Raw genomic sequence first — 16,408 nt, forward strand, 5'->3', positions numbered from 1 at the left:
GGAAACCACATGCGCGATTCATTTCATCTCATCGTTTATCGGCGTGCCGTCACCCACGTGCTCGCAGCCGCCTGCTTGTTGCTTTCTGCCTGTCAATCCGGAGTCCAGATGCCCAATAACAAAACCTACTACCGCCAACCCATCGCCTGGCCGCGCATGCAAACGCAAGCACAACAAGGCGATTCGGCCCAGAGCCCCGCCGCCGTCTTGCTGGGGGTGCAATGGCTTAACCCGCTGATGTGGCGGGACTACCCAACCCAATGGAATCTGCTGTGGGCACAAGGGCTCGCACAGCCCAATGACGACGACCTGCAGGCGAAGCGCTTCAAGCTGGGCGATGCAGTGGGCCAAGTGACCAGTGGCGTGGCTCGCTACAAGAACCTAGAGGATTTGCCGCATGTGAAGCGTGACAGATTCGAGACGGCATTGAGTGATTTGATTACCGCCCCGCTGCTCACCTTCAACGACTATTTGGAAAACCCGAACTACTTCTATTCCCTCAAGCGGGGTACCAGCCGCCCGAACTACTTCGACCCGAACGTGTTCTTTGGCTTGCCGCGCGAGTGGTTGAACACGCCAACCTACCTTGACGACACTCACCCCAGTACGGGCCAGAAAGACCTTCTTGAAGAGCAAAAGGCCATGGGCATGCCCGCGCCCAGCATCCTCGCCTACGACGCCGCCCATGCCGAAGAACGTATGCGCGACTACTGGGTCACGCTGCACAAAGACGACAGGGGTAGGACCGTGCGCGGTACGCGCGTCTTTCCAGAAATGATTATTGGCGAGCGCACCCTGTCACTGCAGGCAGTGCGGCGGCTGGTGTTTCACGAGATCGCGAGCGATGCCCAAGCCAAAAGCATGCTGCTCAACCCCGAAGGCAAGTTACCCAACGTCACGGTGTCGGCAGGCGACACCAACGTCGGCTTCTACAACCTGCAAGACGCCCTCAAGTTCCTGGCACAACACCCCGACAAGCTGGCGTGGGTATGGAACGTAGACGCGCCCAACTACCCCATGGGCGAGCAGACCAACGAAAACACCGCCCTGCTGATCCTCGGCCACCCGAGCGCCGACTGGGGCTACACAGCACTGGCCTCGTTCTACACCCCGCATCAACACCAAGGCGCCATCGGCAACAAGGCCGCCAATCCCGGCGGCGCGTGGACCGGTCTCATGCAAGCCGTGCAGGCACAGGCCGCAGAACAGCATCCTGTCGAACGCGTCTACTACGACGTGCCCAGGCATGCAGGCAATGTCACCTCGTTGATGGGGCCGCTGCGCGCCGCGATTCATCAGCAGTGGCCCGACCTGGACCAGATCGACAACGTGCACAGCGTAGCTGAACATATGGAGGGGCCCGCGCGGGCAGCCAGCTTTGCCGTGAATGCCGCGTTTGCGGCGGCTTACGCAAACCAGAGCGGCAAGAGCGCCGTCGTCACCAGCGTGGCCGATGCGACCGATAGCTGGGCAGTGCTGATCGGGCCGCCGCCGGGCTGGCAACCCAAGCCGCCGGTGACGTACTGGCCGCGTGCACGAGGCGAGAACCGGGCGTATTGGGCGTGGTTTGGAGAGCGGACCGACGGCAATAAGGCCAACGTTCAATGAAACCGGTACGAGACAGGTTCAACGCGCCTGGCACGTCACCTGCACATTGTTCACGTCACCATTGACCCTGCCGCTGCCGTTGGTCACCACGCAGTTGGCCGATGGGGGCTGCGTGCTGATCGTCACCACATAGCTGCCGTCGAACGGCACCAGCCCGCCAAACACGAACGGGCCGTTGGCGGCCAGCGTGAGCGAATCGCGGCCGTTGTTGAGCAATACGATCGACTGCCCGCCGGGCAGCCCGGACAACGTGCCGCCAATCGAGAAGGCGCTGCCGATGGGCGAGCCCAGGCTGATGTAGCCATTGCAGGCACCGAGCAGGGCGCACAGCGCTGCCACTGGCAGGCAGCGCACCCGCGGGATCGGCAGGCGTTTCATGGCGGCTCCCCTGATCAGTCTTCCTCGACATCCACGTCGAGCGAACGCGGCGCTGCGAGCGGCCGCGGCGCGAACCCGTGGTTCAACGGACCCGCCCCCCGCCCGAGGGCTAGGTGCCGGCCCGCGCCGATTGCGTGCAGCAGGTAATCGAGCGAGGCTTCGATGGCGACTTGCAGCGCATCGCCGCGTGCCAGATGTGCGGCAATGGCGGCGGACAGCGTGCAGCCCGTGCCGTGCGTGTGCGGCGTGTCGATGTAGGTATGGGCGTAGACGCGTTCGGTGCCATCGGCGGTGACAAGCACGTCTTGCAGCACGCCGTCTTCGCCCGCGTTGGAAGCGGCGCTCAGATGCCCACCCTTGAGCAGCACGGCGCGGGGACCGAGCGCCAGCAGGTCGCGCGCGGCGGGCAGCATGTCGTCGGCCGTGCGCACTTGTCGGCCAAGTAGCGCGCTGGCTTCCGGCAGGTTGGGCGTGACGAGCAGCGCGCGCGGGAACAACCATTTCGCCATCGCCTGTGCCGTGGCATCGCTGCCGAGTTGCGCGCCGCTGGTGCTGACCATGACCGGATCGACGACGAGGTTGGCGATCGGGTGGCGGTCCAGCGCCGAGAGAATGGCTTCCACCACCTGCGGCGTGCCCAGCATGCCGGTCTTGGCGGCGTCCACGCCAATGTCGCTTGCCACGGCGTCGATCTGCGCGGCCACGATGTCGGGGGTGAGCGATTCCACTGCCGTCACGCCCAGCGTGTTCTGCGCGGTGATGGCCGTGATGGCTGACATGCCGTAGCAGCCGAGCGCGGCAAACGTCTTCAGGTCAGCCTGGATGCCCGCACCGCCACCGCTGTCCGAACCGGCGATGGTGAGCACGCGCGGCACGTGCGAGGCGGGAGCGGCAAACGCAGCGAGGGTCGGGTCGGTGATCGTCATGGCGCGTGCAAACGTTGGGGGTGTTCGCACTATAGCGCTATCACGCACCGACCGAAGGGTCAGTCCATCAGGTCGGTGTAATCGGCGGCAGTGTAGCGCTGGGCACGCTCCCACGGGGCTGCGGCGGGCGCCGGCAATGCCGTCACGCGAGTGAGCTTGCGTTGGGTGCCGGTGGCGTTGCGCGATTCCACGCGACGCGGGTATTGGCCAGCCACGTCCCAATCGACGGTGACGGTGCGCTCGCCCTGCGTCGAGCGGTAGGTCTGCACGCCATTGCGTACCGGGCCTTCGGCGCGCATGCCTTTGAGCGCGGCCGGGTCGAGCAAGTGATACGCCGTCGCCCACGAGCCGTCGAAGCCAATATTGGAATATTCGGCAGGTTCCACCGCGTAGTTCTTTTGTTGCGATTCGCTCACCACGCGCACGGTCAGCGTGCCCTGGGCGTCGCGTTCGATCCAGCGCGGTGCGGTGTCGGTATCGGCGTGCTTGTGGCCGGCGTGGGCGTTGGCGTGGTCATGCTCGGCGTGCGCCGACGCGGGCGGCAGTTCGCGCGCGATCCAGACACGGTCGCCCTGGCGATAGACGCGCTCTGCAAAGCGGACGTCGCGCTGGATGCCGTCGGTGCCGAGCGACGACAGTCGGTGTTCGACGCGCAGGGCGGTCAGCGAGTGGGACGAAGCCGGCCCGGCGGCCTGTGCCGTGGCAGCGAGCGCAGCGAGGGCAAACGAAAACAGAATGCGGACAGATCGGGTCATACGAATGCGGTCAGGCTGAAACGAAAAAAGCGCATGCCGATTGCCTCGGCATGCGCATCAATGGAAACGCAGGAATCAGAGGCCCATGGCCGTCTTGACCACGCCGAACACTTTCGTGTTGTCCAGCGTGCCCTTCAGCGGTGCGCTGCCCGGACCAGAGGAGAACAGCATCACATCCCCGCCGCCGTGCGTTTCCGAACCAGGCGTGCCGAGCTGCACACCCACTTCCTGCAGGTAATCGTCTGCAGCCGTATCGACCGCGGCCACGTTGTCGCGGGTGGCCTTGCGCGTTGTGCCGCCGTTGCCGAACACCAGCGTGGTGTACGGCAGGCCGTCGGCGGCCAATTGCGGCTGGCCGGTCTTGATGTCGTTCGACACGCCCAGGATCGGGTTGCCCTTGCGGGGGTAGCCGTTGATCGTCATCGTGTGGTCGTGATCGGCTGTGACGACGATGAGCGTGTTTGACAGATCCGCCGTGCCGAGCGCGCGCTTGATGGCTTCGTCAAACGCGCCCGCGTCTTCCAGTGCGCGCTTGGCATTGGTGCCGTGTAGCGCATGGTCGATGCGGCCACCTTCCACCATCAGGAAGTAGCCCTTGCCGTTTTTCTGCAGCACGCGGATGGCCTTCTCGGTCATGTCGGCTAGGCTGGGCTCATCCACATTGTTCTTTTTGCGGTCCAGCTCGTAGTTCATGTGGTCGAGGTTGAACAGGCCGAGCAGCTTGTTCGTCGTGGCCGGATTGACGGCCGTCAGTGCCGTGCCAGTGGTCACGTAGGTGTAGCCGGCGGTCTGGAACTGCGCGGTCAGGTCGGTCGCGTCGGTGCGCTTGCTGCCCGTCGTGCCTTGCGGCAGGTAGTGACGGCGGCCGCCGCCGAGCAGCACGTCCAGGCCGTCCTTGAGCGCGGCGTTGTACAGCGCGTTGCCGGGCGTGCCCTGCGCGGCGATCTGGTTTTCACCGTCGCGGTGGCAGATGTGCGAGTACGTGGCGGCCGGCGTGGCGTGCGTGACGCGCGTGGTTGTCACCGCGCCCACCGATTTGCCGGCAGCCTTGGCGAGTTCGAGCAGCGTCACGGCCGGCGTGCCGTTGTTGGCGGGGCACGTGCTGTCTGCACCGCTCACGTACCCCTTGCCGGTGGCGTCGCTGGCCTTGGTGTCGGCCGACATGGAGATGACTTCGTTGTTCATCTTCACGCCGGTCATGTACGCCGACATCGACGGCGCGCTGTCGGTGGTCTGCGCATCGTTGGAGTACGTCTTGATGCGTGCCGTGCGCTTGAGCGATTCCATCGTCAGGCGTCCGGCCTCGCCCACCTTGTAGATGCGCGTGGCGGTGACGGTGGTCGGGCCCATGCCGTCGCCCAGGAAGAAGATCACGTTCTTGGCTTCACCGGCGGCGTGCGCTTGGGCGCAGGCACCGGCTGCCAGCGCCAGCAGCGTGGCGCGCAGGATACGGTTCGATTGCGTGTTCATGATGTGCCCTCTCCCTCTTACAGACCCACGGCCTGCTTGATGAGGCCGAAGACCTCGGTGTTGTCCATCGTGCCGGTAAAGCGCTCGGCGCCCAGGCCGCGTGCGCCGATGAAGACATCGGTGCCGCCGTGCGTTTCGCCGCCCGGTGCAACCGGGATCACGGCTTCCTGGTGGTAGCTCTTGTCGTACACGGCGGCATCGGTCAGTGCGCCGCGCGTGGCCGGGCGGTTCTCTCCGGTGCCGAAGCCGATGATCGTGAACGGGTTGCCGCCCGTGTCGGTGGCGTTGGCGCCCGTCACGTAGTTCTTCAGCAGGCCCAGCACGCCGGGGTTGCTGTCGCTGGTCGGGCCCGTGCGCTTGGCGTAGCCGTTGAGCACCAGCGTGTGGTCGTGGTCAGCCGTCACGACGATCAGCGTGTTCTTCAGGCCCGGGTCGATCGTGTTGAGCTTGTCGATCGCGCCACGGATGGCGGAGTCGAACGCCACCGTGTCCTGCAGCGCCTTGCGGGCGGTGGTCTCGTGCAGCGCGTGGTCGATGCGGCCGCCTTCCACCATCAGGAAGAAGCCCTTCTTCTTGGCGGCCAGCACGTCGATGGCCTTGTTGGTCATCTCGCCCAGGCTCGGTTCCTTGCTCGGGTCTCGATCCAGGTCGTACGACATGTGGCTGCTGGTGAACAGGCCGACGACCTTGCCGTCGGTGGCTTGCAGCGTGTCGAATTCGGCCTTGTTGCTGGCATAGCGGTAGCCGCCCGCCTTGAGTTCGGCGATCAGGTCGCGGCCATCGGTGCGTGCGCCGCCTGCCGTGGTCGGCTGGAAGTGCTTGCGGCCGCCGCCGAAGACGACGTCCACACCATCGCCCAGCGCAGCGTTGAAGCCCTTGCCGGCCGGCGTGAGTTGCGCGGCGATGGTGTTCTCGCCGTCGCGATGGCAAATGTGCGAATACGTGGCGGCCGGCGTGGCGTGCGTGATGCGCGTGGTGGTGACCACGCCCGTGCCATAGCCCGCTGCCTTCATCAGTTCGAGCAGCGTCGTGACGGGCTTGCCGTTGCCGCTGGGGCAAGTGCTGTCGGCGCCCGAGAGGTAATCCTTGCCGCCAGCGTCATAGGCCATCGTGTCCGGCGACATCGAGATGACCTCGTTGTTCATCTTCACGCCGGTCATGTAGGCCGACATCGACGGCGCCGAGTCGGTCACCTGCGCGTTGTTCGAGAACGTGCGCACGAAGCCGGTTTCCGGCAGCGTGTCCATGGTCAGCTCGCCGTCTTCGCCCACCTTGTAGATGCGCGCGGCGGTCATGGTGGTCAGGCCCATGCCGTCGCCCAGGAAGAACACGACGTTCTTGGCGGGCGTGGTGGGCGTGCCGGCATCCGGCGCGGCAGTGCCGGCGTTGCTGGACGTGCCGTCGCTGCCGCACGCTGCCATGGCGAGGGCGGCTGCCACGGCGGCGGCGTACTTCGTAAGTTTGTGGTTGTGCATCGTTGGCTCCCTGAACGATGCCCGGCACTTTGGTGGCCGCGTGTTGCACATCCGTGATGCGGGTGCGCCACTTCCTAACCGGATCGCAAGGTTTCCGACCCGCTGGTGGATTGACAGCCGCGTCGTATATCCCCAGCCCGTCTCTGAGGATATGTCTTTCTCATTCTTACTGGTTCTCGCCAGCCCGTTCTACGGCGGTGAGCACTTCCCACGTTTCAGGGTTGACCTGACAGCCTTCCAGCGGTGTTAGCACGAACGCGCCGATGGCATCGAGAAACCCGCGCCTAAATTCCGGCGGGTGGATGCCGGTAGGCGTGCACAAGCACCGGACATGAAAACGCCGCGCGAAAGGCGACTGTCCGTCTGGAAGTTGGTGGGCTGCTAAACCCGGCCATCGCAAGAGCCATGACATGCGGGTTATAGCGATGATGGGTTGTGCGATGCGGATGCCGGGAAGGCAGCAGTCGAGCGCAGTCTGTGCGTGACAACTCTTAACGCAGTTGCTCGTCAATCTGATTTGCTTCCAAGACTACGCGCGTTACCGTAACGGCTAACCACAACACCATGCACGTCATCACGAAGTTAGCGTTTCACGCACGAGGAGCACAGAGATGGGCGCAGCAGAACGCATGTCCAACATGATCGGCAGCTACCGTACAGTCAGGGCGACGAGCAGCGCGATTCCTGACCTGCTCGGGGTGCCACAGCTTGAATTCGTCCGCGTAGTTGGCCGCGAAGCCCTGAGCGAGCTGTTCACTTACACGATCGATCTGCGCCCCGTCTCCCTCGCCGCCGACCAATCCATGCTCGAATCCGACCTGGATGCCGCCATCGGCCACGAGATGACTTTGTCGATTGGACTGGACGGCATGGGCGCTGGCCTGCTTGGCGGCGTCGGTGCAGGAACGCGAGAAATCACCGGGCTCATCACCGCCATCGAACTCATCGGCGGCGTGGACGACAACCGGCGCTACCGCTACACCCTGCGTCCTTGGCTCTGGTTGGCGACGAGGACCTCTGACTACAAAGCCTTCCAGAACAGAACCGTCATCGACATCCTCGATGAAGTCCTCGCCGACTACAACTTCAGCGTCGACAAGCGTCTGGACACCAGCGTCTACCCCAAACTGATCTGGGAAGTGCAGCACGGCGAAACCGACGCTCACTTCATCCAACGCCTCACCGAACAATGGGGCATCAGCTACTTCTTCGAACACGACGGCGGACATCATCGCCTAGTCCTCGTTTCTGAATCGGGCGCCTGGCGCAAGTTTCCCAGTGCGGCATATCACACCTTGCCGATCTACCCGCAAGGCTTTAAGGTCGACCAGGAGCACCTCACGCGCTTCGAAGCTATCAACCGCCTGTGCACTGGCAAAGTCACGTTCAAGGACTACGACCCGCGCCAGCCCAAAGCCGATCTGACCACCGACGACAGCCTCCCGCGCGACACGCTGTTCTCCGAGTTCGAGCGCTACGAATACGAACCCGGCCTCTACGCCAGCCGAGACATTGGCAGCCTGCACGCCTGCATCCATATGGAAACGCACCGCGCCAAAGGCCGGCGCATGCGTGGCGTCGGCAATCTGCGTGGTGTCACGGCCGGCAACACCTATCATATTGCCAACCACGACCACGACGCGCTCAACCGCGAAGTCCTGATTGTGAGCACCGAGCTGTTGCTCGAAGACGTGGGCATCCACAGCGGCGGCACTCAGCAATACACCTGCCGCGTCAGCTTCGAAGCACAGCCGACGGATGAAGTCTTGCGTCCCGCACTCACGGCGCACAAGCGCCGCGTCCAAGGCATCCAGCGCGCCGTCGTCACAGGCCCGGAGAACCAAGAGATCTGGACCAACGACCACGGCTGCGTCAAAGTCCAGTTCGAATGGGATCGGTACGGCCAATACGACGAGAATTCGTCACCCTGGGTGCGCGTGTCCAACGGCTGGTCGGGCGACCAGTTCGGCACCATGCACGTTCCCCGCATTGGGCAGGAAGTCCTCGTTGACTACCTCAACGGCGATCCGAACACGCCCATCATCGTCGGGCGCGTCCCCAACCAGCTCAACACACCGCCCTGGAGTCTGCCCACCCAGCACGCCTTGTCCGGTGTTGCCAGCAAAGAGCTCTTTGGGCAGCGGCGCAACCACCTGCTGATGGACGACACGCAGGGCCAGATCCAGGCCCAGTTGTCGTCTGACCATCTGACATCCCAACTCAACCTGGGCTATCTGACTAGCGTCCCCGGCAACCCCGGCAGAAAGGATGCCCGGGGCGAGGGCTTCGATCTGCGCACCGATGGCCAGGGCAGCCTGCGAGGAGGCAGGGGCCTGTTCTTTACCGCAGAGGGGCAAATCGCTGCCGTTGGCGGCCACCTTACGCGCGACGAATTTATCCGTTGCATGCGCGCAGCGCTAGAGGCGGCCGAATCTCTGGGCAACTACAGCAGCCAGCACGAAGCGCTCAAGACCGACACCGATCCGCAATCCCAGCTCACCCAAGCCATTGAAGACTGGGACGCGGGCGCCAACAATCACAAGGACGCGGGAGGACAGGGCGGCCAACCCATCATCGGCGCCTACGCCCCGGCCGGCATGGCCTTCGCTACACCCGAGACGCTGACCAGCTACGCCGGCAAGCATATCGACACCATATCGAAGCTCAACCAGCAATACACCGCTGGTCAGCAGTACGTTGTCAACGGCGGCACTGGGATCAGCCTGTTTGCCCACAGTGGTGACTGGAAGGCGATCGCCCACCGGGGCCAACTTGTACTGCAGGCACAAGCCAAGAGCATCGAGGTCAATGCCAAGACCGACGTGGTCATCACGGCCACTGACGGCACGGTGCTGCTCAACGCCAAGACGGGTATCACGATCATGAGCGGCAACGCCGGCATCCGCATTGCCGACGGCTGCGTGGACATCTTTGGGCCGACACGCGTGCATGCGCATACCGCTGACTTTGATGCGCCAGGGCCGCAGGGGATTTCTGCGGCCATGAACGACTGGAGCCACACCCCTTTCAATGAAAGTTTCCAATTGCGGGACGATGCGGGTACCCCACTTGCCCAATATCGCTACGAACTCATCCGGCAAGACGGTACCGTGATTCCAGGCGTGACCGACCATAACGGTCATCTCTTACAACAGCGCAGCGAGATTGCAGAAGCGCTGGAATTGCGCATTCTCGGACGTGTTCTGTGAGAGCCAAACCAAAGAATCCAAAGAACTGCTTATGAGTGACATGCCAGACCAACCAAACAAGACCACAAGCCCCAGAGTTGCAACGGGCCACCCCAGCCCCGACGGGTCGATGCGGTATAGCTGGAACCTGACATCCACTGACCTGACCGATCTGGTTCAACTGAGACTTCAACCGGTACCGGTGCTGCCCATTATTTTTGTGCCGGGCATTATGGGGAGCAACCTAAAGAGCAAACCGAGCGGGCGAGACAAGGGGACCGCTGTCTGGCGGTTAAATGATGTAGCCGGGAGCGGTAAGCCTTTAGGGCTGGCGAAAGAAATGATCTTCAAGAAGGCAGGCGAGCGGCAAGCCGCGCTGAACCCCAGCACGACCGTCGTTGACAACGAGGGTGCGCTTCCCTCGCGCCCTGCGGGCAGCATACGCAGCCAGGCCGAATATATGGCACGCGGTTGGGGGGAGGTGGGTGAGGCGAGCTACCACAGCTTTCTGGTGTGGTTGGAAGAGGCACTTAACAGCAGCACTAAGTCCTACAACCGGAAGCTGGAGGAGACGCTCAAGGCAGCCTTTGACAATAACGGACATGCGCTCGGTGCAGTCAAACCGTTTGAGCCTTGCCACGTGTCCGACATCAATCAGGCCCTGCGGTGGCACTACCCCGTGTATGCATGCGGCTACAACTGGCTGCAAGACAACAAGGAATCTGCCCAGACGCTCAAGAAACGAATCGAAAGCGTGATCCGGGCCCACAACCAAGGGTTCGGGCAATGCGAGCAGGTTCTCGTGATCACCCATTCCATGGGCGGACTGGTGGCGCGCGCCTGTGCACAACTGCAAGGCATGGCCGGCAGGATTGCAGGCATTGTGCACGGCGTTATGCCTACCACAGGTGCGCCGGTCGCGTACCGCCGTTGCAAGGTGGGCATGTGGGACGAGGATTACAAAGCAGGTCTCGTGATCGGCAATAATGGCCAGGACGTGACCGCTGTGTTCGCCCAATCCCCCGGCGCGCTCGAGTTGCTGCCATCCGGGCAATACAACAACCACTGGCTGCGCGTAAAAGACCCGTCCGGTACCGACATGCTGCCCCCCATTGCCGATCCCTATGAAGGAATCTACGGGATCAAGGACAAGTGGTGGGGCTTGATCAAGGAGGAGTGGTTGGCACCGGAGGGCGGAACGAATTTGCAGTGGACTGATGCGGTAACGAATATACGTAAGGCCAAGGAGTTTCACGCCAGCATTATCAACAGCTACCACGCAAACACCTACGGCTTCCATGGCGCCGATCTCAAGCAGGCCAGCTTCGAGCATGTCGAATGGCGTATGAAGATCGGGCAGTCGCCCACCGATGGATCGCGGCCTCCCAACCCGCAGTCAGTGATGCAGATGTCGCCGCAGGCAGCGCGTATTGAGGGGAGTACCCCGGAATACGTGGGCGGCCAAGGTAAGCGAAGCCATTACGAACTGCATGCCGCAAAGCAGGATGGCAGCGGAGACGGCACAGTCCCAGCCAGTTCGGGCCGCATGCCGGCCGGCGCGGCGAACGTCCAACAGTGGTTTGCCCTGAAGGGGTTTAAGCACGAACCCGCCTATAAGGACGACAGTGCCCGTGTGGCCACACTGTACGCCATTGTCAAATTAACTGCACAAGCACGCGAACCGAAGAGGGCCAGCGCATGATGGCCGCCCGTTCCGTTTGCATCGCATTCTTTGCCAGCCTGTTACTTGCCGGTTGCCAGCGCGCAACCCCTAGCCCGTTTCCGCCCATGAACCTGAACCAGCCATTCAAGACCCACTGCGTGGGTCGCATGTTGATCGATCTGCCTGAAGAGTTTCATCAGTTTCCCGACAGCTTGCCGGGTGGCTATGTTCGGCTCTTTTATGGGCGGGACAAGAACTTCAGAACCGTTGACGTGATCGTTCCCGAGCAACGGCAGCCCGAAGTCGAGCCGACGCTTTTGCGGGAAAAATTTGAGCAGGCCGTGCGTGAGCGCCAAGACGAGTTGCGTGCGAAATTGAACGAGAAGACCAAGGCGCCGATGCTAGTGTCTTCCGGGCCGGTTGGGGAGAACGGCGTGCTGATCCGACGGTACGAAAGTGCGCAGTTGGGCGATGTTTTCGTGAGCGAGCTACATCTGCTTGCTGATGGTATTCGGTATGTTGTTTTCGGGGCAGCGATTTATCCCATTGGGGGCATGTATGGCGAAGATGGGGAAACTGCCGAAGTAGTCGAATCTCGCCTAAAGAATCTCGCTGCCAACACGCGCGCCTATATCAACGCAGAAAGTGCGGGGCCGGGCTTTTGTGTCGACGGCGTTGTGCTCAATGACAAACACGACGACGAGCGCGGCAAATTCGAGTTTGGCAGCTCCTTCCACAAGGACGTGGGCTTCGATATCTACACAGAAGCACTGACTGAGCAAGATGAGGGGTTGCACGTGCGCGCCGCAGAGCGAATGGAGGGTGCGCCAGCGGGGTTTTGGGCGGGCTTTCATACCCTGCGAAAAGGTATCCGGCAAGTGGCAGGAATGCAGGCAGAAGAATCGCTGCATGACTTTACCGAGCAGAAGGCCAAGCAACAGATATTTGTAGTCGAAACCCGGCGTGATCTTCCTGCCTATGAGAAACCAAGCATGCAAATGCGCATGAGTACCGGCGGCCAGCTCAACGGGGGCGAATACGTTAGCACGTCCCTGAGCAACGATGACGCCATGCACCTGTGGGACAAGATCGTGAATTCGATTCGAGTGCGGCCGGGTGCGGTTGGACAGACAGGTAAGCGCTGAACCCTTGGTAACAACAGTATTCCACGGCGCCGATCCCGAGCAAGGGAGCTTCGAGCATGTCGAGTGGCGCATGAAGAAAGGGCTGCAACCAAATGATGGATCGCACAAGCCAAGCCCGCAAAACGTGATGCAGATGTCGCCGCAGACGGTGCGTATAGAGGGGAGTACCCCGGAATACGTGGGCGGCCAAGGCAAGCGAAGCCATTACGAACTGCATGCCGCAAAGCAAGATGGCGGCGGAGACGACACGGTACCCACCAGTTCGGGCCGGATGCCCGCTGGAGCGGCCAATGTCAAACAATGGTTTGCACTGAAGGGGTTCGCGCACGACGCCGCCTATAAAGACAACAGTGCCCGTGTGGCTACGTTGTACGCCATTGTCAAACTAACTGCACAAGCACGCGAACCGAAGAGGGCCAGCGCATGATGGCCGCCCGTTCCGTTTGCATCGCATTCTTTGCCAGCCTGTTACTTGCCGGTTGCCAGCGCGCAACCCCTAGCCCGTTTCCGCCCATGAACCTGAACCAGCCATTCAAGACCCACTGCGTGGGTCGCATGTTGATCGATCTGCCTGAAGAGTTTCATCGGTTTCCCGACAGCTTGCCGGGTGGCTATGTTCGGCTCTTTTATGGGCGGGACAAGAATTTTAGAACCGTTGACGTAGTCGTTCCCGAGCAACGGCAGCCCGAAGTCGAGCCGACGCTATTGCGGGAGAAGTTTGAGCAGGCCGTACGCGAGCGCAAGCGCGAGTTGCGCGCGGAACTGAACGAGACGACAAAGGCGCCCATGCTGGTCTCCTTTACGCCGGTGGGGAAGAGCGCTGTACTGATTCGGCGCTATGACAATGCGCAGTTACCACAGTCTTTCTATAGCGAGATACATCTGCTGGCAGACGGTGTTCGGTACGTTGTGCTTGGGGCCAACATATATACGCCGCGCGTCGGAGAATATAACGAATCCGCCGAAATAGTGGAGGCCCGCCTAAAGAATCTCGCCGCCAATACGCGTGCGTACACCAACGCAGAAAGAGTGGGGCCGGGCTTTTGTGTCAACGGCGTTGTGCTCAATGACAAACACGACGACGAGCGCGGCAAATTCGAGTTTGGCAGCTCCTTCCACAAGGACGTGGGCTTCGATATCTACACAGAAGCACTGACTGAGCAAGATGAGGGGTTGCACGCGCGCGCCGAAGAGCGAATGGAGGGTGCGCCAGCGGGGTTTTGGGCGGGCTTTCATACCCTGCGAAAAGGTATCCGGCAAGTGGCGGGAATGCAGGCAGAAGAATCGCTGCATGACTTTACCGAGCAGAAGGCCAAGCAACAGATATTTGTAGTCGAAACCCGGCGTGATCTTCCTGCCTATGAGAAACCAAGCATGCAAATGCGCATGAGTACCGGCGGCCAGCTCAACGGGGGCGAATACGTTAGCACCTCGCTGAACAACGACGACGCGGTGCGCCTGTGGGATAAGATCGTGAATTCAATCCGGGTGAGACCGGGAGCGGTTGGTCCATCAGGCAAAGCCATGACCAAACGCTGAGGCGTTCGTGTGGGCAGTTGCCGCAGACGAAACTTCGCATGCCTCGACCGGAAATCGGAGAATTATCTTTAAGACGTTTTTGCGATACCGATATGTTTCATCGTATTAAATGGGCGATATTCCTTCCGCTGGCGCTGATGTTTGCGGTGTGGGTTGCAATCGCTGGCTATTATTCATTCGGATGCGGATCCGACGGGTGGGGGTACGCGCTCGCCCTCATGATCATGTTTGTGATTGCAGTTCCTTGGGTTTCAGCTATGGCCGTACTGGGAAATTTGGCAGCGATTTTGGCATCATTCTCAATTGAGCCATACATGCTTCTTCGCCGAGGGACTTCAGTGATTGGTATGGGCGCTGCAGTTCCTGTTGGCTTGTTTGTTGTAGCTACTTGATGGCGTTCGTCGTGCAATCGCATCCTCGCTGTGGGTTCGGCTTTTGATGAGGAATGGTGCGTACACCGTCGTCAGGTGAGTGCTGGGACACTGCTGTAAACGATAAGCCCGCTGGAACATGTGAGGAGCCGGGCGGTGGGGCCGGTCAGTAATTTAGTGATCGCATAGGCACTTTGCCCCTGAAAATCGCAATCGACTCGGTAGAAGTTCCCCACCCAAATCCGCTACAATCCATCCCATTCCGAGGAGCGTTGCAACGGTCGGCTCAGTCCCACCGCCAGGCTCGGAAGTTCAAACGGCGCTCGCAGTATCGTGGCTGACACGATGGCGAGAACGCATCTATCCGGGGCCCCAGCACGGGCCCCGTCTCAGTGGTCATCTCCCCGCGTGCGGTCACCCTTCTTTTCCGGAGTGATCCAATGAACGCTGTCACCGAACTGAAACACGATTACCTCGTCGCCGACATCAAGCTGGCCGACTGGGGCCGCAAGGAAATCGCCATTGCCGAGACCGAAATGCCCGGTCTGATGGCGATTCGCGAGGAATTTGCCGCGAGCCAGCCGCTCAAGGGCGCGCGCATTGCCGGCTCGCTGCACATGACGATCCAGACCGCCGTGCTGATCGAGACGCTGAAGGCACTCGGCGCCGACGTGCGCTGGGCCTCGTGCAACATCTTCTCGACGCAGGACCACGCTGCCGCCGCGATTGCCGCAACGGGCACGCCGGTGTTTGCGTTCAAGGGCGAGTCGCTCCAGGAATACTGGGACTTCACCCACCGCATCTTCGAATGGGCCGACGGCGGCACCCCCAATATGATCCTGGACGACGGCGGCGACGCAACGCTGCTGCTGCATCTGGGCGCCAAGGCCGAGAAGGACGCCTCCGTCCTTGCCAATCCGGGCAGCGAAGAAGAAACCTTCCTGTTTGCCGCCATCAAGGAAAAGCTGGCCAAGGACGCAACGTTTTACAGCCGCAACCTCGACGCCATCAAGGGCGTGACCGAAGAAACCACCACGGGCGTGCACCGCCTCTACCAGATGGCCCAGCGCGGCGAGCTGCGCTTCCCGGCCATCAACGTCAACGACTCGGTCACCAAAAGCAAGTTCGACAACCTGTACGGCTGCCGTGAATCGCTGGTCGACGGCATCAAGCGCGCCACCGACGTGATGATCGCTGGCAAGGTTGCGGTCGTGGCCGGCTACGGCGACGTGGGCAAGGGCTCGGCACAGGCACTGCGCGCGCTGTCGGCCCAGGTGTGGGTGACCGAGATCGACCCGATCTGCGCGCTGCAGGCCGCCATGGAAGGCTACCGCGTGGTCACGATGGATTACGCCGCCGAGCACGGCGACATCTTCGTGACCTGCACGGGCAACTACCACGTCATCACGCACGACCACATGGCCAAGATGAAGGACCAGGCCATCGTCTGCAACATCGGCCACTTCGACAACGAGATCGACATCGCCTCCGTCGAGAAGTACCAGTGGGAAGAGATCAAGCCGCAGGTCGATCACGTGATCTTCCCCGACGGCAAGAAGATCATCATCCTGGCCAAGGGCCGCCTGGTGAACCTGGGCTGCGCCACGGGCCACCCGTCGTACGTGATGAGCAGCTCGTTCGCCAACCAGACCATCGCGCAGATCGAACTGTGGACCGAAGCGGTGAAGGGCTCGAACAAGTATCCGGTGGGCGTCTACACGCTGCCCAAGCACCTGGACGAGAAGGTCGCGCGCCTGCAGCTGAAGAAGCTGAACGCGCAACTGACCGAGCTGACGGACCAGCAAGCGGCCTACATCGGCGTGAGCAAGGAAGGCCCGTACAAGGCCGACCACTACCGCTACTAAGCCGTACCTGCCGGCGGCATTCCCC

The 16,408-nt window shown here is 61.8% G+C and carries 13 protein-coding genes and 1 riboswitch; of the genes, 8 read left to right on the forward strand and 5 right to left on the reverse strand.

Features of this window, described 5'->3' with window-relative positions; genetic code table 11:
* Positions 1 to 9: 9 nt before the first annotated feature.
* On the forward strand, positions 10 to 1,608 hold the full coding sequence (locus N5B55_RS16210; RefSeq protein WP_304538683.1) for a hypothetical protein: 1,599 nt from the start codon (positions 10 to 12) through the stop codon (positions 1,606 to 1,608).
* Between the two features lie 18 nt (positions 1,609 to 1,626).
* Here the strand turns inward: N5B55_RS16210 and N5B55_RS16215 are convergent, their stop codons facing one another.
* The 5 genes from N5B55_RS16215 to N5B55_RS16235 form a co-directional block, all read right to left on the reverse strand.
* Complete coding sequence (locus N5B55_RS16215) at positions 1,627 to 1,986, reverse strand: DUF4369 domain-containing protein (RefSeq protein ID WP_065860049.1); 360 nt, start codon at positions 1,984 to 1,986, stop codon at positions 1,627 to 1,629.
* Positions 1,987 to 2,000: 14 nt separating this feature from the next.
* On the reverse strand, positions 2,001 to 2,912 hold the full coding sequence (gene thiD, locus N5B55_RS16220) for a bifunctional hydroxymethylpyrimidine kinase/phosphomethylpyrimidine kinase (RefSeq protein WP_304538684.1): 912 nt from the start codon (positions 2,910 to 2,912) through the stop codon (positions 2,001 to 2,003).
* 59 nt (positions 2,913 to 2,971) lie between these two features.
* Entirely contained in the window at positions 2,972 to 3,667 is a 696-nt protein-coding gene (locus N5B55_RS16225) for a hypothetical protein (RefSeq protein ID WP_304538685.1), read from the reverse strand.
* A gap of 75 nt (positions 3,668 to 3,742) precedes the next feature.
* The gene (locus N5B55_RS16230; protein ID WP_304538686.1) at positions 3,743 to 5,137 is read right to left on the reverse strand and encodes an alkaline phosphatase; all 1,395 of its coding nucleotides are present in this window, start codon (positions 5,135 to 5,137) and stop codon (positions 3,743 to 3,745) included.
* Between the two features lie 17 nt (positions 5,138 to 5,154).
* Complete coding sequence (locus N5B55_RS16235) at positions 5,155 to 6,612, reverse strand: alkaline phosphatase (RefSeq protein WP_304538687.1); 1,458 nt, start codon at positions 6,610 to 6,612, stop codon at positions 5,155 to 5,157.
* A 611-nt stretch (positions 6,613 to 7,223) separates the two neighbouring features.
* On the opposite strand from N5B55_RS16235, the gene N5B55_RS16240 reads away from it, so the two are divergent.
* The 7 genes from N5B55_RS16240 to ahcY all read left to right on the forward strand — a co-directional run bounded on the left by N5B55_RS16240 (position 7,224) and on the right by ahcY (position 16,383).
* The gene (locus N5B55_RS16240) at positions 7,224 to 9,821 is read left to right on the forward strand and encodes a type VI secretion system Vgr family protein (protein ID WP_369812413.1); all 2,598 of its coding nucleotides are present in this window, start codon (positions 7,224 to 7,226) and stop codon (positions 9,819 to 9,821) included.
* Positions 9,822 to 9,861: 40 nt separating this feature from the next.
* The gene (locus N5B55_RS16245) at positions 9,862 to 11,502 is read left to right on the forward strand and encodes an esterase/lipase family protein (protein WP_304538689.1); all 1,641 of its coding nucleotides are present in this window, start codon (positions 9,862 to 9,864) and stop codon (positions 11,500 to 11,502) included.
* Complete coding sequence (locus N5B55_RS16250; protein ID WP_304538690.1) at positions 11,499 to 12,608, forward strand: T6SS immunity protein Tli4 family protein; 1,110 nt, start codon at positions 11,499 to 11,501, stop codon at positions 12,606 to 12,608. The genes N5B55_RS16245 and N5B55_RS16250 overlap by 4 nt, the downstream gene beginning before the upstream one ends.
* 70 nt (positions 12,609 to 12,678) lie before the next feature.
* Positions 12,679 to 13,035, forward strand: coding sequence for a hypothetical protein (locus N5B55_RS16255; RefSeq protein ID WP_304538691.1), 357 nt, complete (start codon positions 12,679 to 12,681; stop codon positions 13,033 to 13,035).
* The gene (locus N5B55_RS16260) at positions 13,032 to 14,147 is read left to right on the forward strand and encodes a T6SS immunity protein Tli4 family protein (RefSeq protein ID WP_304538692.1); all 1,116 of its coding nucleotides are present in this window, start codon (positions 13,032 to 13,034) and stop codon (positions 14,145 to 14,147) included. The genes N5B55_RS16255 and N5B55_RS16260 overlap by 4 nt, the downstream gene beginning before the upstream one ends.
* A gap of 38 nt (positions 14,148 to 14,185) precedes the next feature.
* Positions 14,186 to 14,539: a hypothetical protein gene (locus tag N5B55_RS16265; protein ID WP_304538693.1), complete on the forward strand. Its 354-nt coding sequence runs from the start codon at positions 14,186 to 14,188 to the stop codon at positions 14,537 to 14,539.
* 237 nt (positions 14,540 to 14,776) lie between these two features.
* A riboswitch (S-adenosyl-L-homocysteine riboswitch) is annotated at positions 14,777 to 14,850 on the forward strand.
* A gap of 108 nt (positions 14,851 to 14,958) precedes the next feature.
* The gene (gene ahcY / locus N5B55_RS16270; protein WP_065860055.1) at positions 14,959 to 16,383 is read left to right on the forward strand and encodes an adenosylhomocysteinase; all 1,425 of its coding nucleotides are present in this window, start codon (positions 14,959 to 14,961) and stop codon (positions 16,381 to 16,383) included.
* The last annotated feature ends 25 nt before the right edge of the window (positions 16,384 to 16,408 follow it).

Source organism: Ralstonia pickettii (assembly GCF_030582395.1).
In the GTDB taxonomy this organism is placed as follows: domain Bacteria; phylum Pseudomonadota; class Gammaproteobacteria; order Burkholderiales; family Burkholderiaceae; genus Ralstonia; species Ralstonia pickettii_D.

What these genes read in the sequence shown, in the direction of transcription:
- N5B55_RS16255 (WP_304538691.1), top strand. Translation starts at nt 12,679, where the DNA reads ATGAAGAAAGGGCTGCAACCAAATGATGGATCGCACAAGCCAAGCCCG.
- N5B55_RS16250 (WP_304538690.1), top strand. Translation starts at nt 11,499, where the DNA reads ATGATGGCCGCCCGTTCCGTTTGCATCGCATTCTTTGCCAGCCTGTTA.
- thiD (WP_304538684.1), bottom strand. Translation starts at nt 2,912, where the DNA reads ATGACGATCACCGACCCGACCCTCGCTGCGTTTGCCGCTCCCGCCTCG.
- N5B55_RS16230 (WP_304538686.1), bottom strand. Translation starts at nt 5,137, where the DNA reads ATGAACACGCAATCGAACCGTATCCTGCGCGCCACGCTGCTGGCGCTG.
- N5B55_RS16265 (WP_304538693.1), top strand. Translation starts at nt 14,186, where the DNA reads ATGCCTCGACCGGAAATCGGAGAATTATCTTTAAGACGTTTTTGCGAT.
- N5B55_RS16215 (WP_065860049.1), bottom strand. Translation starts at nt 1,986, where the DNA reads ATGAAACGCCTGCCGATCCCGCGGGTGCGCTGCCTGCCAGTGGCAGCG.
- N5B55_RS16260 (WP_304538692.1), top strand. Translation starts at nt 13,032, where the DNA reads ATGATGGCCGCCCGTTCCGTTTGCATCGCATTCTTTGCCAGCCTGTTA.
- ahcY (WP_065860055.1), top strand. Translation starts at nt 14,959, where the DNA reads ATGAACGCTGTCACCGAACTGAAACACGATTACCTCGTCGCCGACATC.
- N5B55_RS16235 (WP_304538687.1), bottom strand. Translation starts at nt 6,612, where the DNA reads ATGCACAACCACAAACTTACGAAGTACGCCGCCGCCGTGGCAGCCGCC.
- N5B55_RS16210 (WP_304538683.1), top strand. Translation starts at nt 10, where the DNA reads ATGCGCGATTCATTTCATCTCATCGTTTATCGGCGTGCCGTCACCCAC.
- N5B55_RS16245 (WP_304538689.1), top strand. Translation starts at nt 9,862, where the DNA reads ATGCCAGACCAACCAAACAAGACCACAAGCCCCAGAGTTGCAACGGGC.
- N5B55_RS16240 (WP_369812413.1), top strand. Translation starts at nt 7,224, where the DNA reads ATGGGCGCAGCAGAACGCATGTCCAACATGATCGGCAGCTACCGTACA.
- N5B55_RS16225 (WP_304538685.1), bottom strand. Translation starts at nt 3,667, where the DNA reads ATGACCCGATCTGTCCGCATTCTGTTTTCGTTTGCCCTCGCTGCGCTC.